At 45.5% G+C, this 14,785-nt stretch carries 13 protein-coding genes; 11 read left to right on the top strand and 2 right to left on the bottom strand.

Features of this window, described 5'->3' with window-relative positions; all coding sequences use genetic code 11:
- Positions 1-15 precede the first annotated feature (15 nt).
- From AC3CID_RS03900 to AC3CID_RS03860, 9 genes are read left to right on the top strand one after another with little or no spacing between them, the layout of a single operon-like run.
- Positions 16-546: an acyl-CoA thioesterase gene (locus AC3CID_RS03900; RefSeq protein WP_237290795.1), complete on the top strand. Its 531-nt coding sequence runs from the start codon at positions 16-18 to the stop codon at positions 544-546.
- On the top strand, positions 533-1,231 hold the full coding sequence (locus AC3CID_RS03895; protein ID WP_488526977.1) for a LolA family protein: 699 nt from the start codon (positions 533-535) through the stop codon (positions 1,229-1,231). Before AC3CID_RS03900 ends, AC3CID_RS03895 begins: the two co-directional genes overlap by 14 nt.
- Positions 1,203-3,575: an MMPL family transporter gene (locus tag AC3CID_RS03890; protein ID WP_488526976.1), complete on the top strand. Its 2,373-nt coding sequence runs from the start codon at positions 1,203-1,205 to the stop codon at positions 3,573-3,575. The genes AC3CID_RS03895 and AC3CID_RS03890 overlap by 29 nt, the downstream gene beginning before the upstream one ends.
- A complete protein-coding gene (locus tag AC3CID_RS03885; protein WP_488526975.1) occupies positions 3,572-4,195 on the top strand; it encodes a DUF3261 domain-containing protein in 624 nt (207 codons plus the stop codon). Before AC3CID_RS03890 ends, AC3CID_RS03885 begins: the two co-directional genes overlap by 4 nt.
- Positions 4,196-4,200: 5 nt before the next feature.
- Positions 4,201-5,385: a beta-ketoacyl-[acyl-carrier-protein] synthase family protein gene (locus tag AC3CID_RS03880; RefSeq protein WP_488526974.1), complete on the top strand. Its 1,185-nt coding sequence runs from the start codon at positions 4,201-4,203 to the stop codon at positions 5,383-5,385.
- The gene (locus AC3CID_RS03875) at positions 5,378-5,842 is read left to right on the top strand and encodes a hotdog family protein (RefSeq protein WP_017076633.1); all 465 of its coding nucleotides are present in this window, start codon (positions 5,378-5,380) and stop codon (positions 5,840-5,842) included. The genes AC3CID_RS03880 and AC3CID_RS03875 overlap by 8 nt, the downstream gene beginning before the upstream one ends.
- Positions 5,839-6,564, top strand: a complete 726-nt coding sequence (locus AC3CID_RS03870; RefSeq protein WP_004736137.1) for a 3-ketoacyl-ACP reductase FabG2 — start codon at positions 5,839-5,841, stop codon at positions 6,562-6,564. The genes AC3CID_RS03875 and AC3CID_RS03870 overlap by 4 nt, the downstream gene beginning before the upstream one ends.
- Complete coding sequence (locus tag AC3CID_RS03865; RefSeq protein WP_017076635.1) at positions 6,561-7,784, top strand: beta-ketoacyl-ACP synthase; 1,224 nt, start codon at positions 6,561-6,563, stop codon at positions 7,782-7,784. Before AC3CID_RS03870 ends, AC3CID_RS03865 begins: the two co-directional genes overlap by 4 nt.
- 8 nt (positions 7,785-7,792) lie before the next feature.
- On the top strand, positions 7,793-8,257 hold the full coding sequence (locus AC3CID_RS03860) for an Sbal_3080 family lipoprotein (protein ID WP_488526973.1): 465 nt from the start codon (positions 7,793-7,795) through the stop codon (positions 8,255-8,257).
- Positions 8,258-8,410: 153 nt separating this feature from the next.
- On the opposite strand, the gene gltX is transcribed toward AC3CID_RS03860, so the two are convergent.
- Complete coding sequence (gene gltX / locus AC3CID_RS03855) at positions 8,411-9,838, bottom strand: glutamate--tRNA ligase (protein ID WP_488526972.1); 1,428 nt, start codon at positions 9,836-9,838, stop codon at positions 8,411-8,413.
- A 331-nt stretch (positions 9,839-10,169) separates the two neighbouring features.
- Between gltX and AC3CID_RS03850 the strand changes: the two genes are divergently transcribed.
- Positions 10,170-12,953: a heavy metal translocating P-type ATPase gene (locus tag AC3CID_RS03850; protein ID WP_488526971.1), complete on the top strand. Its 2,784-nt coding sequence runs from the start codon at positions 10,170-10,172 to the stop codon at positions 12,951-12,953.
- Positions 12,943-13,383, top strand: coding sequence for a DUF411 domain-containing protein (locus AC3CID_RS03845; RefSeq protein WP_488526970.1), 441 nt, complete (start codon positions 12,943-12,945; stop codon positions 13,381-13,383). The genes AC3CID_RS03850 and AC3CID_RS03845 overlap by 11 nt, the downstream gene beginning before the upstream one ends.
- 262 nt (positions 13,384-13,645) lie before the next feature.
- Here AC3CID_RS03845 and AC3CID_RS03840 read toward each other — a convergent pair whose 3' ends face one another.
- On the bottom strand, positions 13,646-14,302 hold the full coding sequence (locus AC3CID_RS03840) for an oligogalacturonate-specific porin KdgM family protein (RefSeq protein ID WP_017631064.1): 657 nt from the start codon (positions 14,300-14,302) through the stop codon (positions 13,646-13,648).
- Positions 14,303-14,785 lie beyond the last annotated feature (483 nt).

Here is a 14,785-nt window from a genome sequence, read left to right as displayed (position 1 = left end):
TGTTGAGAGCGATTTATGTCTGAAATCCTTCATCCATTACAATCTGAGGTCACTCTAGTTACCTCATTCCAAGATGCCGACCCGATGGGCGTGATCTATCACGGCAACTACTTCCGGTTTTTTGAAGAAGTAAGGCGCATCATGATGGATAAGATTGAGTACAACTATCATGAGATGAAGGATTCCGGCTACATGTGGCCAATCATCGACACGCGCGTAAAGTACATTAAAGCGATCCCTTTTAATCATCAGATCAAGGTATCAGCTAAGCTGACCGAGTGGGAAAATCGCTTGCGTGTTGACTACGAAATTCACGATGCCAACACTGGAGCTCGTATGACGCGAGCTCATACCATGCAGGTTGCGGTGACCATTGAAGAACAAGAAATGTGTTTTGCTTCGCCGAAAATATTTACCGATAAAATCGATCATTGGCACCAATTTGGCTGTTTGCCACAATCAAACACCACTCAATCAAATAATCCGCTATCCGATCAATCTCAAGCAACTAACACACAGCAGCAGGTGAAACATGAGTCTGTTTAAACACGGACGTAAGCAAATCAGCATCGCACTACTAGGGCTTGCCTCTGTGATGGCGAGTAGCTTTGTTATTGCTAATGAAAGTACAGCTACGGTTGGCTCTATTTCAGATCTTCAAACAGTATTAAGTGCAAACAACATCGTGCGTGGAGAGTTTACTCAAACACGCAATATGGAAATGTTCGCTCAGCCTTTAACATCACAAGGTGCTTTCCTGTTAGACAAATCGAATGGTTTACTTTGGACACAAGCGACACCCTTCCCTGTGAGCTTGGTGCTAACCGACAACAAACTGAGCCAAAGGTTTGCTGATCAACCAGCTAAGATCATCACCGACCAAGAAAACCCAATGGCGTTTTATTTCAGCCATATATTCCTATCGGTGTTCCACGGTGATACTCAAAAACTCCAAGAGCAGTTCTCACTGTCATTTGAACCCGCGACTGAGCAAAGCTCAGATGAAAGTGCAAATGAAAGCACAGAGGGTACGTCATGGACGCTCACTCTAAAGCCCAAAAGTGCGCCAATGAATGCGGTATTTGAAGCCATCACACTACAAGGTAACAACGATATTGAACGCATTGAGCTGAAAGAGATTCGTGGAGACAGCACAGTGATCGAATTTAGCCAGCTAAGCCATCAACCGGAAGTATTATCAGATGCTGAAGCGCAACAATTCCAATTCTAGCCTAGCCCTCGCTTGGCTTGTTGTCGTAATGCTATTTAGCGGATTGTTGATCAAACAATTCGCTTTTTCTTCATCAGTACCCATTGAAAGCAACATCATGAAATTGCTGCCAGAAAACCAGCAAGACCCCATGGTAGAGCAAGCCTTTCAGCAGATATCCAGCTCGATGAGCGAGCAAGTGGTGTTTATCATCAGCGCCCCCGACATCGAACAAGCCATGGTTGCGACCGACGCTTTTGAAAAGGCCCTCAACCAAAGAGCCTTTTCAAGTCAGCCAACTCTGTTTAAGCAAGTTCAAGGTAAGATCAACGCCAGCACCCAAAGCCAGTGGAGCGATTTCTATTTTCGTCACCGAGCTCAACTTCTGACCCAGCAACAAAAAGAGACGCTGACACACTCGCCGGATTCGCGAGCTCAATATGTCATCCAGTCTCTGTACAATCCATTCTCAGGCGTCACTGCCGCAGAGCTATCTCTCGACCCATTTTTGTTATTTCGCGACTACATCAGCGCTGTTGGCGTTCAATCAAGTAACTTTGTTCTGAAAGAGGGGTACCTCACCGCTCAATCTAATGACCGAGTTCATATTTTGGTGACGGCGACTCTGGCGGGTTCGCCTTATAGTTTGGCGATTCAAGAACAACTTCCTGCTCTTGATTCAATTGAGCGCGAGATCGAAAAACAGTTTGGTGTCAAAGTGCAGCATACCGGTGTGGTGTTCTACGCAAATTACGGCACCGAAAGCGCGAAATCAGAAATCAGTACTATTGGTTTGGGCTCATTAGCCGGTGTTATTTTATTGGTGTGGTTGACGTTTCGTAGTGCCCTACCACTTGCATTATCCTTGCTTTCCATCAGTACTGGGCTGTTGGTTGCTCTTGCAAGCACCGTCGCTATCTTCGGCAAGGTTCACCTATTTAGTTTAGTGTTCGGTGCCAGTTTGATCGGCGTATCAATCGATTACTCTTTTCACTTCCTTACCGATCGCTTAGCGGCAGGAAGTAAATGGCAAAGTAAAAAAGGGTTGCAACATATCCTTATTGCGATCAGCTTGGGGCTTATTACTAGCTTGATAGGCTACCTAGGCTTACTTGTTGCACCTTTCCCAGGCTTACAACAACTTGCTTTGTTCTCGTCAATTGGACTCATTGCAGCTTACGCCAGTGTAGTGTGTTGGTACCCCGTTTTAGCGGCGAAACCAAGTCAGGAACGTCCACTCCCCCTAGTGAAGCTTTGGCATAGTTGGTTGAGTGTATGGAGCAAGCCAAAATTCAGAATAGGCTTACCGTTAACGGTGACTGTCGTTAGCCTAATGTCACTCAGTCAAATTCGTTACGACGACGATATACGCCAACTTCAGGCAATGCCAGAGCAACTCAAACAGCAAGAGCAAGCCATCACTGAGATTTCAGGATTAGGCAATGGTCAAAATATGCTGTTGGTAACTGCGAAAAGTAATCAAGCATTACTGAAAAAATTGGCATTGATCACCTCTGAATTAGATTCATTGATCGAGAAGCGAGGCATCTCAGGATATCGCAGCGTCAATCAACACCTGCCAAGTGAGCATGAGCAAAATGAAAACTATCGGCTGGTGAAACAGCTCTACGCTAATCAGAGCTCAACATTACAAACCACATTAGGTTGGTCGAGTTTCCCTGAGCTTCCTAACTATGAACCAATAACAGTTGATGGTTTTTTAGCATCACCAGTATCAGAACCCATTCGTCCTCTTTGGTTGAGGCCGATAGATGGACAAGCTGCGTCTGTTATTTTAATCAAAGATGTCACTGACTCAGAGCTGTTCTCTCAATGGCTTGGTTCAGATTTTGCTCAGCAACAAGATGTTAAGTTCCTCAATAAGGCCGATGAAATCTCGTCGCTTTTTGCTGAATACAGAGTCAAGATCACCGAACTATTATTAATAGCATTGGCAGCCATTGGAATGGTTTTAGGCTGGCGCTATGGCGTAAAACAGAGCCTGTTGATGCTGTTGCCGTCTTTGATTGCGGGAATCGCAGGGCTAGCGATCACCGGCGTTTTGGGTTCGACCTTAAACCTATTTAACTTATTGGGTCTGATTCTGATTCTAGGGATTGGCATCGACTACACCCTTTTCTTTGCTGAGCAGAAGAAATCACTGAGCACCTTGTTAGCCATTACCTTGTCTGGCCTCACGACGCTGCTTTCATTTGGTTTACTGTCACTAAGTCAGACTCATGCCATTCATAGCTTCGGTGTTACCGTCTTAACGGGTATTTTTGTGGCGTGGTTGCTTTCTCCACTCGCAATCAATACAGAGAAAGCCGCAAGAAAACCAAAACCTCATGAGGCTTTTAGATGAAAAATACAATACGGATAGCGCTGGGCGTTGTATTGGGTTTACTACTCAGTGCCTGTTCAATGGTTTCTCAGCAGCCGACTGGCGCAAGTGTGTCTATCGATAATGACACCGAATTAGCCTTACCTTTGCCTTCTGAGCTTGGATACTCATTTACGGCGAGCCAGTTGATTAACGCAACCTGGCAAAACGAGACTCAACAACTTCCTGTCCAAGTTGAAGTGACACCAGATAAAGTGGTGTTAGCTGGTTTTTCATCTTGGGGTACTCGAATTTTGTCACTGCAGTACCAAAATCAAGTGATTGATACACAGGTTTTATCTGGCCTTGGGGCGACCCTGCCGCAACCCGAACAGGTGCTATTTAATTTAATGCTGACCCTATGGCCAGTTGAAGCGTGGACTCAACCTTTAGAAAGTATCGGCTGGTACTTGGTCGACACAGAAAACAGCCGCACAGTGTTTGACGATAACCAACAGGCAATCATTCGAATTGATTACCAAGCGGATTCCGGATCTGACAAAACTCGCGGCGACATTGTTTTCACACATTTGCTCCAAGGCTATACCATCACTATACAAACGTTGAACTCAACGATTGTCGACAACCCAAGTAAGAGCTGAACACTATGCCTATTTACATCCAAGACTGTGGTTTCCACTCGGCGCTAGGCTCAAGCGTTGCTGAAATTCACGACTGCCTTACAAATGAGCACCGCTCGAACATGGTAGAAGTGGACGAGATGCTGAATGACGGCAAGTCGACTGTCGTTGGTAAGGTAGCGGGCGATCTGCCTGAAATTCCTCAGCACCTTGCCGAATACGCTACTCGTAATAACCAGCTCGCGTTATCGGCCCTAAACCAAATCAAAGATTCTATCGAGCAAGCAAAATTACAATTTGGCTCGGATAAAGTTGCTGTTGTTATAGGCACTAGCACCTCAGGTATTTCTGATGGTGAAGCGGCTTTCAAACATAAATTGACACACGATGAGTTTCCTGAGCATTACCATTACTCGAAACAAGAGCTTGGCAATACTTCTGAGTTCGTCAGCCAATACTGCGCGATAATGGGGCCAAGTTATGCAATTTCGACGGCTTGCTCATCAAGTGGCCGTGTATTTCTGACCGCCGAGCGACTGTTAGATTCCGGCATAGCCGATGCTGTATTAGTCGGTGGTGTGGACACCTTATGTAAGCTGACGCTCAATGGTTTTCATGGCCTTGAAGCACTTTCAACGACACATTGTCAGCCTTTTAGTGCTTCTAGAGATGGTATTAATATCGGAGAAGCCGCCGCATTTATGCTGCTTAGCAAAATAAAACCATCGAACAACTTACCCAATATTGCTCTGTTAGGTTGTGGTGATAGTTCTGACGCGCACCATATATCAGCCCCTCACCCTGAAGGAAATGGCGCAGAACAAGCAATGAGAAAGGCACTGAACGCTGCACAGCTAACAGCAGAGGACATCGGCTATATCAATGCTCATGGCACCGCAACGCCTCTCAATGACTCAATGGAAAGCAAAGCCATTCATCGTATTTTTGCAAACAAGGTTCCCGTCAGTTCTACCAAGCCGCTCACCGGGCATACTCTTGGAGCCGCAAGTGCGATAGAAGCAGCAATAGCATGGCATATTTTAAAATATGACTTACCGCTTCCCTTACAAAAATGTCAGGATAAAGCTGAGGATATTGAGATTGATTTGGTAAACTGTGCCCAGAAACTTAAAGTAAAGAACATCTTAAGCAACTCATTTGCTTTTGGTGGCAACAACATTAGCCTGATTTTTGGTGTAGTAAATGACTGATATCCCTTCTGTAGACCAACTCCTCCCACATGATGACCCGATGATATTAATCGATCGTGCTATCAGCGTAGAGGCGTTATCGATTCACTGCCAAGTGGATATTGGAGCACATAACCTGTTCTTTAACGCAGACACTCAAACCGTACCCGCTTATGTTGGTATCGAGTTTATGGCGCAGTCGGTTGCCGCTTGGTCTGGATACCACGCGATAAAAAACGGCACCACTCCACCCATCGGGTTCTTACTGGGTTCTCGTCGTTACAAATCACTTTGTGACCAATTTTCTCAAGGGCAAACCCTTGATATCTACGCCGAGCAACTGATGGAAGACAGTGGCATGGCCGTGTTTACCGCCAGAGTCGAAGACCAAGGCGAATTGGTGGCTCAATGCCAACTTAATGTCTATGTGCCAACTGAACAAAAATTACAAGAAATGAAAACTAGGAGCCCATCATGACCCGTCAGGTTTTAGTCACTGGTGCCAGTAAAGGTATTGGTAAAGCGATCGCTATCCAACTCGCAAAAGACGGATTTGAAATCGCCGTTCATTACATGGGTGACAAGCAAGGTGCCGAAGATACCTTAAAGTCGATCACTGAACTGGGTGGCGCAGGACGTCTTATCCAATTTGATATCAGCAATCGCAGCGAGTGTCGCGAAAAACTTGAGTCTGATATTGCTGAACATGGCGCTTACTATGGCGTGGTGAACAATGCGGGTATTACTCGTGACACGGCATTCCCAGCCATGACGGAAGAAGAGTGGGATGGCGTTATCCATACCAATCTTGATAGCTTCTACAACGTGCTTCACCCTTGTGTAATGCCAATGGTTCAAAAACGCAAAGGCGGTCGAATCGTTACTCTGGCGTCGGTATCTGGCATCATGGGCAACCGCGGTCAAACCAACTATGCGGCGGCAAAAGCCGGCGTGATTGGCGCGACTAAGTCTCTGGCTCTAGAACTCGCTAAGCGCAAGATCACGGTAAACTGCGTGGCTCCAGGCTTAATTGATACCGGTATGGTTGACGAACACGTGAAAGATCATGCCCTTCCTCAAGTGCCACTGCGCCGAATGGGCGAGCCAGAAGAAGTGGCTGGCCTAGTCAGCTACCTAATGTCTGATATTGCTGGCTACGTCACTCGCCAAGTAATTTCAGTCAATGGAGGCTTAGTATGACCCACCGCGTTGTTGTAACTGGCATGTCTGGTGTTACTGCCTTTGGTAATGATTGGCAGCACATCGAGCCAAAACTGAAAGCGTGTGAAAATGCCACTCAATATATGCCAAGTTTTGAGCAATACGATGGCCTCAACACTAAGCTAGCTGCGCCTATTGATGACTTCCAGTTACCAAAACACTACAAACGTAAACAGGTTCGAGGCATGGGTCGGGTTTCTCGCTTAGCCACTGTCGCGACTGAAGATGCTTTAACACAAGCCGGGTTGATTGGACATGATGTTCTAACTAACGGAGAAACGGGCATTGCCTACGGGTCTTCAACCGGCAGTACTGATGCCGTAGGTGCGTTTGGTGTGATGCTTAACGAGAAATCGACACGAGCAATCACAGCAACTACCTATGTTCAAATGATGCCACACACTGCTGCGGTCAACGTTGGACTGTTCTTTGGCTTGCGCGGACGCGTGATTCCCACCAGCAGTGCCTGCACTTCAGGGAGCCAAGCGATTGGTTACGCTTATGAAGCGATCAAACACGGCTACCAAACCGTGATGGTTGCTGGTGGTGGTGAAGAACTATGCCCAACTGAGTCTGCCGTTTTCGATACCCTTTTTGCTACCAGTTTAAAAAACGACACACCAGAAAAATCCCCTAGCCCTTACGACAGTGAGCGCGATGGTCTAGTCATCGGTGAAGGCGCTGGTACGCTTGTGCTCGAAGAGTATGAACATGCCGTCGCTCGCGGCGCAAAGATCTACGCTGAGATTGTCGGCTTTGCCAGCAATTGCGATGCAGCTCATGTGACCCAACCTCAAATGGAAACCATGCAAGTTTGTATGGAGAAAGCACTCAAAGACGCGCAACTTCCGGCTGAAAAGATCGGTTATGTTTCTGCTCACGGTACTGCAACTGAAAAAGGCGATATTGCAGAAAGTAATGCTACAGCGAACATTTTCGGCGAAGTGCCAATCAGTTCATTGAAAAGCTACTTTGGTCATACGCTTGGTGCGTGTGGTGCAATTGAAGCTTGGTTAAGCCTAGAGATGATGCATTCAGGCTGGTTCAGTCCAACATTGAACCTTGAAAACATTGACGAACGCTGCGGTAAACTTGATTACATAACGGGCTCAGGCCGCGAACTGGATGTTGAATACCTAATGAGCAACAACTTTGCCTTTGGCGGGATCAACACTTCCATCATCTTCAAAAAAATCTAGGATAGATAATGAAAAACTGGTTAGTTGTTGCTGTTGTCTTTTTACTCGCAGGTTGCAGTGCTCCGAAGTATTCGGGCAATGCACTTCCTGAAGCAAACAACATCGAAAATATCACGATCGTGGAAGATGTAAAAACGCGCAGCATTTTCCTCGATTCCATGCTCGACTGGTGCCTGAACAATCAGGTGAAATGTAAAGTCGTTGCAGACGGTTCAGAACATAACCCAGAGGATATTACGCTTGATTACGTCTCTCGTTGGAGTTGGGATTTCAGAACCTTTGTGGCAGACGCTAAGATCTCAGCTTATCAAGATCAACAGCGCGTAGGCAACGTAGAATTTAAAGCACCTAATAGCGGAAATTTATCAAAGTTTGGCGACGATATGGAACGCATTAAAGCGATGATGGATATCTTGTTCGATAAGAAAACAGCGGATCAAGCGACCCAACTGATTACTGACGACAAGCTATAACGAATCCAGTTCTGATCAGCAGAGTTCGGATCGACAAAGCTCTAATCGAAAAAGTTCTAATCGGCAAAGCTCTAAGCGACGAAGCTCAAGACAAATAAAAAGGGTCAGTAACCAAGTTACTGACCCTTTTTTGTGAATCTAGCAATCGCTCAATTAAGCGTTAGCTTCACGCTCAGCGATGAACTCAAGAGCCATCTTGATGCGAGCGATTACGCGCTCTTTACCAACAAGCTCCATCACTGCATCAACAGAAGGAGACTGACCGCCACCTGTTACTGCTACGCGAAGTGGCATACCGATTTTACCCATGCCGATCTCTAGCTCTTCACATACTGCTGTAATCACACCATCTTTGATGTTTGCAGTAGTGAAATCTTCAAGTGCTTCAACCTTAGCAAGAGCAAGCTCTAGTGGGCCTTTAGCAACACCACGTAGGTGCTTCTTCGCTGCGCCAGCTTCAAACTCAGAGAAATCTTCGTAGAAGTAACGAGACTGCTCAGCAAGTTCGATAAGCGTGTTACAACGCTCGCCAACTAGCTTGATCACTTCAGTGATCGCTGGGCCGTTTGTTGTATCGATCTTCTGTGCGTCTAGGTGCCATTGCAGGTATTTTGCAACGTACTCAGGCTCTGAAGTCTTGATGTAGTGGTTGTTCAACCAAAGCAGCTTTTCAGTGTTGAATGCAGATGCAGACTTGCTGATTGCTTTAAGGCTGAAGAACTCAATCATCTCTTCTTGAGAGAAGATCTCTTGGTCACCGTGAGACCAACCTAAACGAACTAGGTAGTTGTTCAGTGCATTTGGTAGGTAACCTTCATCGCGGTATTGCATTACAGAAACAGCACCGTGACGCTTAGAAAGTTTCGCACCGTCATCACCAAGAATCATTGCACAGTGAGCGAAAGTTGGGACTGGCGCGCCTAGTGCTTCATAGATGTTGATTTGACGAGGTGTGTTGTTGATGTGGTCTTCACCACGAACAACGTGTGTAATACCCATATCCCAGTCATCTACTACAACCACGAAGTTGTATGTTGGTGCGCCGTCTGTACGACGAATGATTAGGTCATCAAGTTGGCTGTTAGAGATTTCAATGCGACCACGGATTTGGTCATCAAATACTACACTGCCTTCTTTAGGGTTACGGAAACGAATAACGCATGCATCACCTTCTTTTGCTGCTTCGTTTGCTGCAACAATTTTAGGGTGGTTAGCATCGTAACGAGCCATTTCTTTGTTTTCTTCTTGTACTGCACGAATCTCATCAAGCAGCTCTTTAGACGCGTAGCATTTGAATGCTTTGTCTTCAGCAAGTAGCTTATCAACCATTTCGTTGTAACGGTCAAAACGCTTAGATTGGTAGTAAGGACCTTCATCCCATTCCATACCCATCCATTGCATGCCTTCTAGAATTGCATCAACCGCTTCTTGAGAGTTACGCTCAAGATCCGTGTCTTCGATACGTAGAACGAATTCACCACCTTGGTTCTTAGCGAATAGCCAAGAGTAAAGTGCAGTACGTGCACCACCAACGTGAAGATAGCCAGTTGGGCTAGGAGCAAAACGAGTTTTAACCGTCATTTAAATACCTTGATTATGTAGGTGATTCTTTTAGTGGGGTCTATTACAAAGTCTGTAATAGCCAAATATCACTAAATTTTGGGCGCTATTTTATCACCACCGCTTAAATCTACAATCAGTAGTGAATGATTAATGCGCTGTTGTTGTACGAAAGCGAGTGTAGAAAGGCTAAATTCAGCTTCGATGTAGCAAATCTATAGCCTGAGCCAATAGATTATAGCCACGCTTTTCTTTAACTCACGCTTATTTCACCAACGTAACCCATCCATTCATATTCCACTAAGATCAATTTTTTAAATTTATGTTTGACCTTACCCTTACGGTAAGGTTTATGTTGGGTGTAGATGAGAATTGGAGTATCGATATGAACCATTACACTACCGCACTCAACGGCCTAAATTGCATGGGTTGCGCGAAGAAAGTCCGCACCCTGTTTGGTGATTTCGATAACACGACGATCAACGACATATCGCCGACGTACATCGATATTTCGACTCCTTTTAGCTACGTTGAACTCAACGAACAGTTAGCGACCCTTAGTTATTCCATGGGTAATTCGCTGCATCTATCATTATCAGGACTCAGCTGTGGTAAGTGCGTGAGCAAACTGACTCAAGCGCTTGAGCAGACCGAGCAAATATCAGACCTAGAAGTCAGCAAATATGAATTGTCCTTGGTTACTTTGCTTGCAGAATCAGAGCTTATTGCGCTGATCGAAAGCGTGGGTTATCACGCGACTCCCTACTCTGAAGCTAATGACCTTTTATCGAGTTCAGATTCAAAAGAAGATAAAAAAACAGCGCCCGTAGAACCGACACAAGCTAAATCTGCAGCTAGCCAATATACCTATCACCTTGTTCTTGAGGGAATGACGTGTGCGAGTTGTGTTTCTTCGGTAGAGAAAGCGTTGAAAAAGAATGAGTTCGTCGACCAAGCTCAGATCAACCTCGCAGAACAGACAGCCTTGGTTTTCACCTCTAAAACACGAGATGTGATTGAAAGCGCTCTAATAGAATCGGTGAAAACCGCAGGTTACGGTGCCGAATTCGTTGATGACGCAGCAACTCAACAACAAAAACAGCAAAAACAACAACTTCGTACCCAAAAAGCTTTCCTAAAGAATTCAGTAAGCGCGCTGGTTATCGGAGCTCCGCTGATGGCGTGGGGTCTGTTCGGTGGCAGCATGACCATTGTTACATTTAACGACCAATTGGCTTGGGGATTGGTTGGTGTGGTCTGTTTGATACTGCTTGCGACCTCGGGACGCAGCTTCTTCACTAACGCTTGGCAATCACTGATGCACAAGCGCGCAACCATGGATACATTAGTTGCTTTAGGCACCGGCGCCGCGTGGTTCTATTCAATGTTGGTTGTGATAATTCCATCATGGTTTCCTGAAGCTTCACGTCATGTCTACTTCGAGGCAAGTGCGATGATCGTCGGCCTTATTTCTTTGGGTCACTACATTGAAGCCAAAGCCAAGGCACGCACCACCAAATCTTTGCAGGCACTGATTAATTTACAACCTCAAAAAGCCGTGGTTATCGTCGATGGTAAAGAACAAACCATCGCCGTCGAAGCTATTCAAGTCGGTATGCAAGTTCGAGTGAAACCGGGAGAAAAAGTCCCTGTCGATGGTGTCGTGGTATCTGGCGAATCTTATATCGATGAGTCGATGCTGACTGGCGAACCGCTTCCTAACGTTAAATCGATTAATGATGGCGTTTCAGCTGGTACCATTAATGGTGATGGCAGCCTAATCATTGAAGCCACGGGGATTGGCTCAAGCACCATGTTGGCTCGAATCATTCAGATGGTTCGCCAAGCACAAAGCAGCAAACCTGCGATTGCTAAGCTTGCTGACTCTATCTCTGCCGTTTTCGTACCTGTTGTAGTCGCAATCGCCGCCATTGCCGCCTTAGTTTGGTTTCTTGTTGGCCCACAACCTAGTGCAAGTTACATGCTCGTGGTATCAACCACTGTACTGATCATCGCCTGTCCATGTGCCTTGGGCCTAGCAACGCCGCTCTCAATTACTGTCGGCGTTGGCAAAGCAGCAGAGTTTGGCGTCCTGATCAAAGATGCTGATGTGTTGCAATCTGCCAGTAAAATCGATGCCGTCGTGTTTGATAAAACAGGCACCCTGACCCAAGGTAAGCCAACCGTTCAGCAAGCCTTTTATGGCGATTTACCAGAGCAAGAACTGCTGGCTTACGCCTATTCGGTAGAGGTAGGCTCAGAACACCCCCTAGCGAAAGCCGTCTGCCAATATGCAGAAAGCTTACAAGTTTCGGCGCTACCCCATAGCGAATTCGAAAACCAACGAGGGTTAGGAGTTCAAGCAATAATTAACGGCAAGAACGTTCAAGTCGGCTCACTTAAGTACCTCACTCAACTTGGCATTGAGACTGAAATTGGCGCGGACTTTATTGAGCTTTGCCGCTCACAGGCATGGACACCAATCTTCGTTGTAATCGATCAAAAACTGGAAGGTATATTGGGCATTTCAGACGCATTAAAAATAGATAGCACACAAGCCATTGCTCAACTAAAATCCGCCGGAATTCACACCGTGCTATTAACAGGCGACAACGATTCTGTTGCTCAAGCGATTGGTAAAAGTGTCGGTATCGACGAGGTTATCTCGGAAGTGCTTCCAGAGCAGAAAGCTCAGCATATTGTTCAGCTTCAACAACAATATAAGAGTGTTGCCATGGTCGGAGACGGTATTAACGACGCGCCTGCACTTGCTCAAGCGGATATAGGAATCGCAATGGGCAGTGGCAGCGATGTCGCGATTGAAAGTGCGCAAATGACGCTACTCAACTCGTCGCCATTATCTGTCAGTAACGCGATAGAGCTGTCTCAAGCGACCGTGAGAAACATGAAGCAAAACCTCTTTGGTGCCTTCATCTATAACTCACTTGGTATTCCTATCGCGGCCGGTGTGCTCTACCCATTTTTCGGATTTCTACTAAGCCCAGTCGTTGCAGGCGCAGCGATGGCAATGTCGTCAATTACGGTAGTGAGCAATGCCAACAGGCTGAGATTATTCAAGCCCACTCATTCTAATATCAATAAAAACCATATTCATGAGGTTAACCATGATTCGTAAAGTTATGACTCTTACAGCACTCGCTGCAATTTCAGGACAGGCTTTAGCTACTGATGTTCTAAACCACAAATCCCCATACTGCGGCTGCTGCACAGAATGGACGGAACATATGCAAGATGCAGGGTTCGATGTTACAGAGAAGCTCCACGATGACATGAATCCAATCAAACAAAAGCTAGGGGTAACACAAGAGCTAGCCTCTTGCCACACGGCAGAGATCGACGGTTACGTATTTGAAGGGCACATTCCAGCAGAAGACGTGAAAGCCTTTTTAGAAAACCCACCACGCAATGCGATTGGCTTGGCTGTTCCTGGTATGCCAATGGGCTCTCCGGGCATGGAGCATGGCGATAAGAAAGACGAGTATTCTGTGTATGCGTTTAACGAGAAAGGTCAGGTGTTTGAATACCGTCATTACAATGGCAATTAGAGCGTAAAGAAAACGACCCAAAGCAATAATTAAGAAGTTATAAAAATAGAGCCTAGCATTAAGTAAACCCAAGACTGTGGTTTACTTGCTAGGCTCTTTGCTTTTGGACAGTAAAGCAAATTTTGTCGCGGCCCCAACCGGGCTGTTAGTGCCGCTGTATTTTCTTCGCTAGCTAGCGAAGACGCTATTTAACAAAAAAGCTAATTAACGAAGAAGCTCACTTGGCTAATAATCTAATCGACTAACAGCCAAGTGAATCAGCTTAGAAGCCGTAAGAAGCACCGAATACGAATGCGTTGTTTTCGTTGTCAGCTTGGTTACGGTACTCAAAGTAAGGTTGAACGCCTTGACGAGTCCATGTAGCACGAAGCTCGTGGTCCATCTTGTTGTCGCCCTCGTTGATTACGTATACGTTGTTGTAGCTTACTGCTAGTTCAGCATTTACTGCGTAGCCGATACGGTTATCAAAACGAGTTTGGTCATCAGCATTGCTGTCTTCCATTGCGTGGTAACGAGTACGGTTGCTAATAGAAATACCGTTGTCGAAGTTGTAACCGATCTTAACTAGTGGACGGTACTGAACCGTTTCGCCGTTATTTAGTAGGTGGTGGTAACCAGCAGCAACCCATAGGTTGTCGTTGATGTTGTACATCTGCTCTACACCAAGAGTGATGTATGGAGAGTTACCTAGACCGCTATCTTGGATTGCATCGTTGTCGTACTTACCAAGAGAGATACCATCAAACTCAGTCAGTAGAGTTGTGCCTGTATCAAACGTGTGGCCCGCTTCTAAAGTAGAAGTTGCTGACGGATCGAAATCAGAGTGAAATTGAACGTTACCTGTAACGTAAGAAGAACCAGCAAAAGCACTAGAAGCGAAAGCAAGAGAAAGAGCACTTAGAGCGATAATTTTTTTCATAGTAAACTGCCTTAGTTTGATTTTTTCAGCGGCATATCTTCGGTACATCATTCACCTTCACCGCTTGAGTAGTTGGTAGCCTCCCTGGCATGAAATCTATGTTGCTCGAATTAATTTACGTTTCAAAATAAAAGAACAAGCAGAGTGATCTCTCTCACTATCAAAAAAGAACAAGTTATTTAACACATTAAAATCAGCCACTTAAAAACATAAAAATTGGTAAAAAACTCAAGACGCAAAAACGTACAGATCAAGATCACATTATTTTACGACGCAAAATTAGATTCGGTTAGTTCAATCACATTTGATTTAGAGTTTTTTATAGGGGACTTATTTTTTGAAGAGAATAATGAGAAGCCCGTCACTTTTGCGACGAAACTCACTTTATGTGCATTGTTAACGATATAAACAAAGACGGTTTCTATATGTTTCCGTTTTGGATGAGAGCCTAATTCGCAGCAAATAAAAAGAGCTCCCTCGTTA

This window comes from Vibrio sp. QJM3NY_21, assembly GCF_057785975.1.
The sequence above is the reverse complement of the archived record's forward strand: the minus strand, read 5'-3'. Positions and strand labels throughout refer to the sequence as shown.

Excerpts from the sequence above, each read along its gene's own strand:
- AC3CID_RS03840 (WP_017631064.1), bottom strand. The coding sequence starts at position 14,302 with ATGAAAAAAATTATCGCTCTAAGTGCTCTTTCTCTTGCTTTCGCTTCT.
- AC3CID_RS03865 (WP_017076635.1), top strand. The coding sequence starts at position 6,561 with ATGACCCACCGCGTTGTTGTAACTGGCATGTCTGGTGTTACTGCCTTT.
- AC3CID_RS03870 (WP_004736137.1), top strand. The coding sequence starts at position 5,839 with ATGACCCGTCAGGTTTTAGTCACTGGTGCCAGTAAAGGTATTGGTAAA.
- AC3CID_RS03900 (WP_237290795.1), top strand. The coding sequence starts at position 16 with ATGTCTGAAATCCTTCATCCATTACAATCTGAGGTCACTCTAGTTACC.
- AC3CID_RS03860 (WP_488526973.1), top strand. The coding sequence starts at position 7,793 with ATGAAAAACTGGTTAGTTGTTGCTGTTGTCTTTTTACTCGCAGGTTGC.
- AC3CID_RS03845 (WP_488526970.1), top strand. The coding sequence starts at position 12,943 with ATGATTCGTAAAGTTATGACTCTTACAGCACTCGCTGCAATTTCAGGA.
- AC3CID_RS03895 (WP_488526977.1), top strand. The coding sequence starts at position 533 with ATGAGTCTGTTTAAACACGGACGTAAGCAAATCAGCATCGCACTACTA.
- AC3CID_RS03885 (WP_488526975.1), top strand. The coding sequence starts at position 3,572 with ATGAAAAATACAATACGGATAGCGCTGGGCGTTGTATTGGGTTTACTA.
- gltX (WP_488526972.1), bottom strand. The coding sequence starts at position 9,838 with ATGACGGTTAAAACTCGTTTTGCTCCTAGCCCAACTGGCTATCTTCAC.
- AC3CID_RS03890 (WP_488526976.1), top strand. The coding sequence starts at position 1,203 with ATGCTGAAGCGCAACAATTCCAATTCTAGCCTAGCCCTCGCTTGGCTT.
- AC3CID_RS03880 (WP_488526974.1), top strand. The coding sequence starts at position 4,201 with ATGCCTATTTACATCCAAGACTGTGGTTTCCACTCGGCGCTAGGCTCA.
- AC3CID_RS03850 (WP_488526971.1), top strand. The coding sequence starts at position 10,170 with ATGTTGGGTGTAGATGAGAATTGGAGTATCGATATGAACCATTACACT.
- AC3CID_RS03875 (WP_017076633.1), top strand. The coding sequence starts at position 5,378 with ATGACTGATATCCCTTCTGTAGACCAACTCCTCCCACATGATGACCCG.